The 11,755-nt window shown below is 38.7% G+C and carries 8 protein-coding genes; 3 read left to right on the top strand and 5 right to left on the bottom strand.

What is annotated here, in order from left to right:
- Positions 1–192: 192 nt before the first annotated feature.
- The 4 genes from rpoC to ACEN3Z_RS10835 all read right to left on the bottom strand — a co-directional run bounded on the left by rpoC (position 193) and on the right by ACEN3Z_RS10835 (position 8,890).
- The gene (gene rpoC / locus ACEN3Z_RS10850) at positions 193–3,873 is read right to left on the bottom strand and encodes a DNA-directed RNA polymerase subunit beta' (RefSeq protein WP_407090876.1); all 3,681 of its coding nucleotides are present in this window, start codon (positions 3,871–3,873) and stop codon (positions 193–195) included.
- Between the two features lie 96 nt (positions 3,874–3,969).
- Positions 3,970–7,560 (bottom strand): DNA-directed RNA polymerase subunit beta, encoded by a 3,591-nt coding sequence (gene rpoB / locus ACEN3Z_RS10845; protein WP_407090875.1) that lies wholly within the window; start codon positions 7,558–7,560, stop codon positions 3,970–3,972.
- Positions 7,561–7,916: 356 nt separating this feature from the next.
- Entirely contained in the window at positions 7,917–8,126 is a 210-nt protein-coding gene (locus ACEN3Z_RS10840) for a hypothetical protein (protein ID WP_407090874.1), read from the bottom strand.
- Between the two features lie 146 nt (positions 8,127–8,272).
- On the bottom strand, positions 8,273–8,890 hold the full coding sequence (locus ACEN3Z_RS10835; RefSeq protein WP_407090873.1) for a class I SAM-dependent methyltransferase: 618 nt from the start codon (positions 8,888–8,890) through the stop codon (positions 8,273–8,275).
- A 102-nt stretch (positions 8,891–8,992) separates the two neighbouring features.
- Here ACEN3Z_RS10835 and ACEN3Z_RS10830 point away from each other — a divergent pair, with 102 nt between their 5' ends.
- Together ACEN3Z_RS10830 and ACEN3Z_RS10825 are read left to right on the top strand one after the other, a co-directional pair.
- On the top strand, positions 8,993–9,865 hold the full coding sequence (locus ACEN3Z_RS10830) for a Cof-type HAD-IIB family hydrolase (RefSeq protein WP_407090872.1): 873 nt from the start codon (positions 8,993–8,995) through the stop codon (positions 9,863–9,865).
- 63 nt (positions 9,866–9,928) lie between these two features.
- Positions 9,929–10,681: an alpha/beta hydrolase gene (locus ACEN3Z_RS10825; RefSeq protein WP_407090871.1), complete on the top strand. Its 753-nt coding sequence runs from the start codon at positions 9,929–9,931 to the stop codon at positions 10,679–10,681.
- A 179-nt stretch (positions 10,682–10,860) separates the two neighbouring features.
- On the opposite strand, the gene ACEN3Z_RS10820 is transcribed toward ACEN3Z_RS10825, so the two are convergent.
- Complete coding sequence (locus ACEN3Z_RS10820) at positions 10,861–11,085, bottom strand: hypothetical protein (protein ID WP_407090870.1); 225 nt, start codon at positions 11,083–11,085, stop codon at positions 10,861–10,863.
- A gap of 112 nt (positions 11,086–11,197) precedes the next feature.
- On the opposite strand from ACEN3Z_RS10820, the gene ACEN3Z_RS10815 reads away from it, so the two are divergent.
- Positions 11,198–11,608, top strand: coding sequence for an IclR family transcriptional regulator (locus ACEN3Z_RS10815; RefSeq protein ID WP_197104051.1), 411 nt, complete (start codon positions 11,198–11,200; stop codon positions 11,606–11,608).
- The last annotated feature ends 147 nt before the right edge of the window (positions 11,609–11,755 follow it).

Below are 11,755 nucleotides of genomic sequence, written 5' to 3'. Positions count from 1 at the left end.
AGATGAGAACACAACACAAACTATCGTTGCATAGAGAGACACTTAAACATAGGAATAAAAAAAGAGCCAAGGTGACTGCGTCACCTGGCTCCTCGGTCCACCAACATCAAAAATTCATGAACCAATATAAATACAAACACCCGCTCACTAATTTAACTCAGTGAGCAGGCGTTTGTATTTGAAAATATTTAATTATTTAAATGAAGACTTAGCGTCTTTCTCTTCTTGTTCGGCTTCAGCTTTTTCAGCTTCGGCTTTTTCTTTTGCAATTCTTTCTTCTTCTAAAATTCGTTCGATATCTTCAGAAGTTGACGTTTCAAGTGAACGGTAACGGTTCATACCAGTTCCGGCAGGAATTAGTTTACCGATAATAACGTTCTCTTTCAATCCGATCAATTCGTCACGATCTCCACGAATAGCAGCGTCAGTTAAGACACGTGTCGTTTCTTGGAATGATGCAGCAGAGATAAATGAATTTGTCTCTAGAGCTGCTTTTGTAATTCCTAGTAAAACTGGACGTGCAGTTGCAGGAACTTCTCCTGATTTGATTGCTGCTTCGTTGGCTTTAGTGAAGTCAGCAATATCTAATAATGCTCCTGGCAAGATATCTGTAGAAGCTGGGTCCATAACACGTACTTTACGAAGCATTTGACGAACCATTACTTCCACGTGTTTATCTCCGATTTCTACCCCTTGTCCACGGTAAACATTTTGTACTTCATGTAATAGATAGTTTTCAACAGTGATAACATCAGTTACTCGTAGTAATTCTTTCGGATCAATTGAACCTTCTGTTAAGGCTTGACCACGTTCTACAGTTTCTCCAACAGTAACTTTAAGTCTTGATTGGAATGGCACGTTATATGTACGTGTATCTGTAATACCACGAACAGTAATATCTTTAGTACGGTCTGAAGCTTTCTCTTCGATCGCTTCAATCTCACCATCCACTTCCGTGATTTGAGCTAACCCTTTAGGGTTACGTGCTTCAAAGATCTCTTGGATACGAGGAAGACCTTGAGTGATATCTCCACCACCGGCAACCCCACCCGTATGGAATGTACGCATTGTTAATTGTGTACCAGGCTCACCGATTGATTGGGCAGCGATTGTACCAACTGCTTCACCAACTTCAACTTCGTCTCCAGTCGCTAAGTTACGTCCATAACAGTGTTTACATACACCATGAATCGTATCACAAGTGAATACTGAGCGAATCGTTACTTCTTCGATACCAGCAGCAATAATTTGTTGCGCGATATCTTCTGTAATTAATTCGTTATTAGAGATAATAACTTCGTTCGTTTTTGGGTGACGAATCGTTTTTTGTAAGTAACGACCGATGAGACGTTCTTCTAGTGATTCAATGACACTATTTCCATCTTTAATCGCTCTAATTACTAGACCTTTGTCTGTTCCACAGTCATCTTCACGAACAATAACATCTTGTGCCACATCAACTAAACGACGTGTTAAGTATCCTGAATCGGCTGTCTTCAAGGCAGTATCGGTCATACCTTTACGAGCACCATGGGTAGAGATAAACATTTCTTGTACGTTTAATCCCTCACGGAAGTTCGAAGTAATCGGTAATTCGATAATCTTACCACTTGGAGCCGCCATGTTACCACGCATACCAGCTAACTGAGTGAAGTTAGAGATATTACCACGGGCACCAGAATCAGACATCATGTTAATTGGGTTAAGACGTGGTAGTTTTTCAACCAATTCGTTTTGAATTTGGTCTTTCGCACGTTCCCAAGTACGGATAACATTGTTATAACGCTCATCTTCAGTAATTAAACCACGGCGATATTGCTTAGTGATTTTCTCAACGCGGTCATGAGCATCTGTAATGATTCCTTCTTTAGTATCTAAGTTAATAACGTCCGCAACCCCAACAGTCATACCTGAACGAGTTGAGTATTTATAACCTAAATCTTTCATCTTATCAAGCATGATAGATGTTTCAGTTACTTGATAACGTTTGAACACTTCTGCGATGACGTTACCTAAATGTTTTTTCTTGAAAGGAGGTACTAAGTCCATTTCTTTAATCGCTTCTTTGACATCTACTCCATGTTCAAGGAAGTATTTATCAGGTGTGCGTTCAATTAAGTTTTCAGTTGTTGGCTCGTTTAAGTAAGGGAACTCTTCTGGCATGATTTGGTTAATAATCACTTTACCAACAGTCGTTACCATTAAACGTTCTTTTTGCCAATCTGTAAATGGTTTTCCTTCTAATGAAGCCGCTGGGATAGCAATACGTGAATGTAAGTGTACATATCCATTTTGGTAAGCTAATTCAACTTCACTTACAGAAGAAAACACCATACCTTCTCCGATACGTCCTTCTTCTTCTAATGTTAAGTAGTAGTTACCTAAAACCATATCTTGTGATGGTGTTACAACTGGTTTACCATCTTTAGGGTTCAGGATATGTTGTGCTGCTAACATTAATAGTCTCGCTTCTGCTTGTGCTTCTTCAGATAACGGAACGTGAACAGCCATTTGGTCACCATCAAAGTCGGCGTTATAGGCTTCACATACTAATGGGTGAAGACGAATCGCTTTACCTTCAACGATCACTGGTTCGAAAGCTTGAATACCTAAACGGTGAAGCGTAGGTGCTCTGTTTAATAGAACCGGATGTTCTTTAATCACGTCTTCAATAACTGGCCAAATAGCGTCATCTTGAGTTTCAATCATTTTTTTCGCATTTTTAATATTTCCTGCGATATCCCGTTCAACTAATTCTTTCATTACAAACGGTTTGAATAATTCAATAGCCATTTCTTTAGGTAATCCACATTGGTACATTTTTAATGATGGTCCAACGACGATTACTGAACGTCCTGAATAGTCAACACGTTTACCAAGTAAGTTTTGACGGAAACGTCCTTGCTTACCTTTTAACATGTGTGATAATGATTTCAATGGACGGTTACCCGGTCCAGTTACAGCACGACCACGACGACCGTTATCAACTAATGAGTCAACTGCTTCTTGTAGCATACGTTTCTCGTTTTGAACGATGATGTTTGGTGCTCCAAGATCTAATAAACGTTTTAGACGGTTGTTACGGTTAATAACACGACGGTATAAATCGTTCAAGTCACTTGTTGCAAAACGTCCACCTTCAAGTTGTACCATTGGCCGTAACTCTGGCGGAATAACTGGTAGTGCATCCATAATCATCCAAGTTGGATCATTACCTGATTCTAAGAATGAGTCTAGAATATCAAGACGACGAATGGCACGCGTACGTTTTTGTCCTGTCGCTGTCTTCAATGCCTCTTTTAATTCTGCTGCTTCTGCTTCAATGTCTACTGCTTCTAGTAAGTCACGAATTGCTTCGGCACCCATCTTAGCTTTAAATCGATTACCAAATTCACGACGTTTTTCACGGTATTCTGTCTCAGTTAATAATGATTTAACTTCTAAAGGTGTATCACCTGATTCAATCACGATATAAGAAGCAAAGTAAATAACTTCTTCTAATAAACGTGGGCTTAAATCAAGAATAAGACCCATACGACTTGGAATTCCTTTGAAATACCAAACGTGAGTTACTGGAGCTGCTAATTCAATATGCCCCATGCGTTCACGACGTACTTTAGAACGCGTTACTTCTACACCACAACGTTCACAAACACGACCTTTATAGCGAATACGTTTGTACTTACCACACGCGCATTCCCAGTCTTTTGACGGACCAAAAATACGCTCGCAGAATAAGCCATCTTTTTCTGGTTTTAGTGTGCGGTAATTAATTGTTTCTGGCTTTTTAACTTCACCGTATGACCAACTACGGATTTTCTCTGGGGATGCTAAACCAATTTGCATTGATTCAAAAGTATTAACATCTATCAAAGGGCCAACCTCCTTATAAAATTGCCGATAGTCGACGGAGCCACTCGTTTAAAGAGTGGGTCTCCCATCATTCTATCCCGTTATACTAACTTAAATTTATTTATCAGTGTTTTTCTCTACAGCTTCACTTGCAGCAACTGGTTTATTGCCTGCTTGCTTTTGATCTTCTTTGTATTTTTCTAAGGCATTAAAGTTGATGATATCGTCATCTTCTTCATCATCTTGTAAGTCGATTTCTTTGTGATCTGCATCAAGTACTTGTAAGTCTAATCCTAGAGATTGTAATTCTTTTACTAATACTCGGAATGACTCAGGTACACCTGGTTTTGGAATTGGCTCACCTTTTACAATGGCTTCATAAGTTTTCACACGTCCTACAACGTCATCTGACTTGTAAGTTAGAATCTCTTGTAATGTGTAAGCTGCACCATAAGCTTCAAGGGCCCAAACCTCCATCTCACCAAAACGTTGTCCACCAAATTGTGCTTTACCACCTAATGGTTGTTGCGTTACTAATGAGTAAGGTCCAGTTGAACGAGCATGGATTTTGTCGTCAACCATGTGTCCTAATTTAAGCATGTACATAACACCAACTGATACTTTACGATCAAACGGCTCCCCTGTTCGACCATCATATAAAGTAGTTTTAGCATCCTCTGCTAACCCAGCCTCTTTGATTGTCTCCCAAACGTCTTCTTCACTTGCACCATCGAATACAGGTGTAGAGATATTAATACCCATCTCACGCGCTGCCATTCCAAGGTGAAGTTCGAATACTTGTCCGATGTTCATACGTGAAGGTACCCCTAATGGGTTCAGCATAATGTCCACTGGTGTTCCATCAGGTAAGAATGGCATATCTTCTTTAGGCACGATTAAAGAGACAACCCCTTTATTACCGTGACGTCCGGCCATTTTATCCCCTTCACTAATTTTACGTTTTTGTACAATGTAAACACGTACTAACATGTTTACTCCTGGTGATAATTCGTCTCCGTTTTCACGCGTAAAGATTTTCACGTCATGAACGATTCCGCCTCCACCATGTGGTACACGTAGTGATGTATCGCGGACTTCACGTGCTTTCTCACCGAAGATTGCATGTAATAGGCGTTCTTCTGCAGATAATTCTGTTACACCTTTAGGTGTTACTTTACCTACTAAAATGTCCCCATCACGAACTTCAGCACCGATAGCAATGATTCCGTCTTTGTCTAGATATTTAAGTGCGTCTTCCCCTACGTTCGGGATTTCGCGTGTAATTTCTTCAGGTCCTAACTTAGTATCACGAGCTTCTGATTCATATTCTTCAATATGAATTGAAGTATATACGTCATCTTTAACAAGTCGTTCTGACATGATGATCGCGTCCTCGTAGTTATATCCATCCCAAGTCATGAAGGCTACTAATGGGTTTTGACCTAAGGCCATTTCTCCATTTTCCATTGAAGGTCCATCCGCTAAGATATCTCCTTTAGCAACAGTTTCACCTGATTCAATAATTGGTCGTTGGTTATAACATGTACCAGCATTCGAACGAGCAAATTTAGTTAAACGGTAATCATCGAATGATCCGTCTTCTAATTTAACGCGAATACGGTCTGCATCTACATAAGTGACTGTACCAGGTCGTTTACATAATAACGCTGCTCCCGAGTCATGTGCTGCTTGATATTCCATACCAGTACCGATATATGGTGCTTTAGGATTAATCAATGGAACAGCTTGACGTTGCATGTTCGCTCCCATTAGGGCACGGTTCGAGTCATCATTTTCCAAGAAAGGAATTGATGCCGTCGCAACTGAAACAACCTGTTTAGGTGATACATCCATGAAATCGACTTGTTCTCTTGGAACTTCGATATTCTCAGACTTGTAACGAGCCATAACAGTTTCGTTTGTAAATGTTCCATCTTCATTCAGTAATGAGTTTGCTTGCGCAACGATATATAAATCTTCCTCATCTGCTGATAAATAATGAATCTCTTCTGTTGCACGGTTTGTTTCACGATCAACTTTACGGAATGGTGTTTCTATGAAACCAAACTCGTTGATTTTCGCATAAGTTGCGAGTGAGTTAATTAGCCCAATGTTTGGTCCCTCTGGTGTCTCAATCGGACACATACGCCCGTAATGAGAGTAATGCACGTCACGTACCTCGTATCCAGCACGGTCACGGGTTAATCCCCCAGGTCCTAAGGCTGATAGACGTCGTTTATGTGTTAACTCACCCAGTGGGTTTGATTGGTCCATGAATTGAGATAGCTGAGATGAACCAAAGAATTCTTTGATTGCAGCAACTACAGGACGAATGTTAATTAATTGTTGGGGTGTCATTGAAGATGTATCTTGCAGTGACATACGCTCACGAACAACACGTTCCATACGAGATAATCCGATACGGAATTGGTTCTGTAGTAATTCACCTACTGAACGAATACGACGGTTACCTAAGTGGTCAATGTCGTCTGTCTCACCAATACCATGGTCTAGGAATAAATAATAGTTAATTGAAGCAATGATATCTGCTGGAGTTAAGCTCTTAACTTCTTCAGTCAAATGACCATTACCAATAATATTAATAATTTGCTCTGGATCTTCTGGTGAATAAACACGAACAACTTGTACATCGATTGGTTCTGCAACAACTGCTTCCGGAGCAGGGTGTAACGTCACCATGTTTAAGCCTTTATCTAAATAAGGAACTAATTTTTCAATGTCATCTTGCTCTAGTTTAGTTCCTTCAGTGAACAATACTTCTCCAGTTTCAGGATCCGCTAAAGTCTCAGCTAATGTTAAGCCTAATAAACGGTATCTTAAGTGAAGTTTTTTGTTGATCTTGTAACGTCCAACAGGCGCTAAGTCATAACGACGTGGATCGAAGAAACGAGCTGTTAATAAGTTTCTCGCACTTTCTGCCGTTTTCGGCTCACCTGGACGCAGACGTTCATAAACATCTTTCAATGCTTCTTCTACACGAGAGTCTGCAACGTTTTTATGTACGTCTTTATCAATAGTCGTGTTTAATAATTCTGATTCAGTTAAGATATCATAGATTTCTTCATCTGATCCGAATCCTAAAGCACGAACTAATTCTGTTAGTGGTAATTTACGTGTACGGTCAATACGTACATACGCAACACCTTTAGCATCCGTTTCAAATTCTAACCATGCACCACGGTTTGGAATGACTGTTGATGTAAATGTGTGACGGTTTTTCTTATCTAGGCGATCATGGAAATATACACTCGGCGAACGTACTAATTGAGAAACGATAACACGTTCTGCTCCATTAATAATGAATGTTCCCATTTCTGTCATCATCGGGAAATCCCCAAAGAAAACAACTTGTTCTTTTACTTCATTTGTCTCACGATTCACTAAACGTAATTTTACGTAAATTGGCTGAGAAAAGTTTGCATCATGACTTCTTGCTTCGTCGACGTTATATTTCGCTTCTCTAAATTCATAGTCTACAAAATGTAACTCTAAGTTTTCTGTGTGGTCAACGATTGGTGAGATATCCTCAAACATAATTTTTAACCCATCCTCAAGGAACCACTGATATGAATCAGTTTGGATTTCGATTAAGTTTGGTGATTCTAGTACTTCGTTAATACGTGAATAACTACGACGCTCTGCTTTTTTACCATATTTCACAATATGATGATTACTCAAGCTCTTCACCCCTTATAAATTTTAGAACTAAGTTAGATATTACAGAATTGTTACAAATATTAACATTGCGTTACACTTGCTTTTTTTACTCAATTTTGGGCAAAAAAATAACAAAGGATTGTGAACTTTAGGTTAAAAGCGCCTCAATCTTTTGTTTTATTCTGGCGAAAACACCGACTGGACAATATTTCAGCGGTGATCTCTTCATCTATACCTATTCTTTGCGTTTATCTATATTACTAGAATTTTATTCCTATGTCAATACTTTTTTCTTATTTATCATTAACACGCTTACTTACAAATCGTTTCGAATTTTTTGGTTGAAACAATACAAAGAAGAGTAAGTTAAACTCACTCTTCTTAGCTTATTTGATGTTCGCATGTCTACTATTTTTTAGGTAGCTTTGTTTTAACCGCTCCACCCATGTATCTGCCTTCACTACTCGTGTAGTATCATCTACGTTAAAATGTTTCTTGTTGTCTTTCTTATTGTTATCTCGACTTTCTTTCGCTATTGCCTGTTGCGTTTGTATAGCCGCTCGTCGATGTGCATCATGGACACTATTAAAACTCATAACAGCAAACCTCCTATTATGTTGTCTTTGCATCTTTGACAGGTTGATTGGCACTGTAACGGAACTACTACCTTACCCTTAATATAATTATATCATGATTAAAATGACAGTCCAATATTAGGTTGTATCGTCATATTTTATATTTTTTACACGATTTTCTCACTCGTTAATATCCAGTAACCTTTATCTTGCTTTACTTTCTCAGCATTACCAAAAATATCTTCCATATGTTTATATAAAGATGGTGCTCCTTGTTTCTTCTGGATGACGACCCATAAGGAGCCTCCTGGTTTCAATTGCTTGTAGCTATGGGTAATAAACTGATGAACCGTCTGTTTTCCTGCTCTAATCGGTGGGTTAGTTAGGACATAATCGAAAACCTCTCCGTTCAGATCGACTGATGTCGCATCATCTAGTAACCATTGAATCGTCCCAACTTGATTCAATGAGCTATTTCTCTGGGCAAGGTGATAGGCTCGCTCGTTTAATTCCACAGCGGTAATCGAGGCTTGAGGAAATGCTTTAGCTAAGGTTATAACGATTGGTCCATAACCACTACCTAATTCTAAAATTTTTTGACCTTCAAGGACTTGTTTCTCTTCCATAAACGTCTCTACTAAACGCTGTGATCCATAGTCTACGCGGTCTTTTGAGAACACACCGCTATCGGTAATCAATTTAAGATTGAACCCATTTACTACAGTATCTATTTGCTTTTCTTGATGTTGACTTTGGGGATTATTAGAAAAATATTGTTCATTCATATGCTTCACCTCTTTATATACTTAGCAATATCATATCACTTTATTTTGATTCATGTTAAACTATAGCTAGAAAATAATCTAAAAATTATTGGAGGATATTAAATGGTTAAGTTATTTGTCTCGGATATGGATGGGACGCTACTCAATGAAGAACACGTGGTTTCTGAAAGAAATGCGAAAGCAATTAAGGCACTACAACAAGCAGGCATCGAATTTGTGATCGCTACTGGGCGTGCCTACAATTCTGCAAGACCAATGTTAGATGCTCATAAAATCAACTGTAAAATGATTAACTTAAATGGGGCCGCCGTCTACAACTTAGATGGTGACATCGAAACAAAAATCCCGTTAGAAATTGATACTGTTAAAGAAATGCTGAACTACCTAGAAGAAACTAAAACGGCTTATTCAGTCATGACGGATAAATACTTCTATGTAGGAGATAAAGAAGCTTTCGTTAATCGTGTGAAGGGAATGCTTCGCAAATTAGAAATCGAGAAATATACCAATATCGAAACAGACGATGCTTATTCCAGTGATGCACAGTTCATTCATGAGCTTGCTTACATTAAAGATATGAGTGAGTTTAGTTATACAGATGATACCACTGCTCTAAAATTTATGATTTTCGGTGAACCCTCTGATAGCAATTTGCCTAACTTCCTTAAAACTTTTGAAGGCTATGAAGATTTAGACATTACGTCTTCGGGACCAGATAACTTAGAAGTGACACATTCAAAAGCGCAAAAAGGGTTTGCAGTTGCTGAGTATGCAGCTTCTCGCGGTATTGCTATGGAAGACGTTGCTACCATCGGGGACTCTTTAAACGATCGCTCAATGTTACAAATGGCAGGTCATAGTTACGCCATGGAAAATGCATCACCAGAAGTGAAAGCAATGGCTAAGTTTATTGCTCCTTCACACCGTAAAGACGGTGTTGCTGTTGTCATCGAAGAAATATTAAACCAATTATAAAACTTTGACAAGCAGTATAACACTCGTTATATTGCTTGTTTTTTATTAAAGGAGAGGATTATCGTGCCCGACTCAAAAGACACGATCTATTATCAAAAAGGTCCCCGCTGTGTTTTATTATTACACGGCTTTGTTGGAAGTATTCAAGAAATTGGACGAACGGCTAGAGCGCTTCGCAAGGCAGGCTACAGTGTCTATGCTTTTAACCTAGCGGGACATGGGACAAAATCTGTGGGCGATTTATTCCAGATCCATCCCAATGAATGGACTCACCAAGTTGATGAAGCAATTCAATTCTTGGAAGATGAGCGTTATAAACAAATTGCAATTATGGGACTTTCTCTAGGGGGAATATTGGCTTTGAATGCTGCTCAAAAATACCCAAATCAATTCACCGCAATTGGCGCCTTCAATAGTCCATGTATTAATGGCCTAGACCCAACACCTATTCGAAAATACATCACAAGCTCCATTCGACGCATTCTTTCACATAGAAAATGGTCAGATGAAGATATCCAACAGGAAATTGAAACCTTGACCCCTTTAATGAATCGACAAATCGAGCAAATTGATGAGTTAATTATAGGCGTTCGTGATAACTTACAAAAGATAACGACCCCTACTTATATTGCTAAATCCATTCAAGATGAGCTGATTGATCCTAAGACGCAAGATGATATTGCAAGTAAATTAACTCACGCAACGGTTCACCTTGATAGTTTCCAAGATGGACGCCATGTCATAACAACCAGCCCTGCTTTTCGTGACTTTCAAGAAGCCTTAATTGACTACCTTGATCAACTTGCTTGGGCATAAAAAAACCGGAACAACTTTATCTTCACGCCCATGAACTAATAAAGTTTTATGTTTGATTTTCTTAAATTTTCCGTTTGGGAATGACAAGTTATCCGTAGAACTTTGGCGTGAATGTGGGAACATTGAACTGAATGCTTCATGGAAGCCAGGCTCTTGACTTGCAACATGACGAACAGTAATTAATTCTTCAGTCGCGAACTTTTTGTCATAGGCAATAAATCAATTAACTCAGCCATATGTTCTCTTGTTCCTTTATAACCCCAAATTTCATTCAGTCCGTAAGGCATATCCATTTCAACACCCATGCCACCCATTAGAAAAAGAAAACCTTCTAGCCCGTGATTTCCAAAATCATGGTTACATGTTGGGTAATAAGTTACTAACGCAGGTATATTTGCAAACACAAATGAAATTTACCGCGAAGCTGGTCTAGTACTTAGCAATATTATTCAAAGAACAAATGAAAGTGCACAAATCACTGCGTTCAAGGGAACAGATGTCCTCTACGTCCATAAGATGAACGGTCCATATTACTCAGATATCAATACACAAATTGGAATGAAAAATCCGGTACATGCAACCAGTACTGGTAAAGTGCTTCTCGTTTATTCAGATGAAGAAACAATTGAGAGAGCGATTAACCTTCCACACTCTGCTTTCACAGAGCATACAATTACAAATCCGATTCAATTGAAGAAAGAATTATCAAAAGTTCGTAGCCAAGGGTATAGTTTTAGTGTGGCTGAATTAACTGAAAGTAATTATCCACTGACTCTCCCAGTTTGGAATTATGAGAATGAAGTTGTCTGCGCCCTTTCTATTGTTGATCCTCTAACTCGTATGAATAAAGATAAATTAAAAGACTATATGCGGATCTTACGTCACGGTGCCCAAGAAGCTTCAGAAAGATTAGGCTATGATGGTTAAATAATAAAAAGCGACACAGTAAGGTTCTACAATAAATAGGGTTGATGACAAAAATTAAAATGTCATCAACCCTATCTTTGTGTCTTCTAAAAGACGCAGATATTCGTTATATTAAAAGTACCACCAAATAACATAAGGAGAATATCT

Origin of the sequence: Ruoffia sp. FAM 26254, from assembly GCF_045528545.1 — a bacterium.
Lineage (GTDB): Bacteria > Bacillota > Bacilli > Lactobacillales > Aerococcaceae > Ruoffia > Ruoffia halotolerans.
This window is presented reverse-complemented; position numbering and strand designations above follow the sequence as displayed.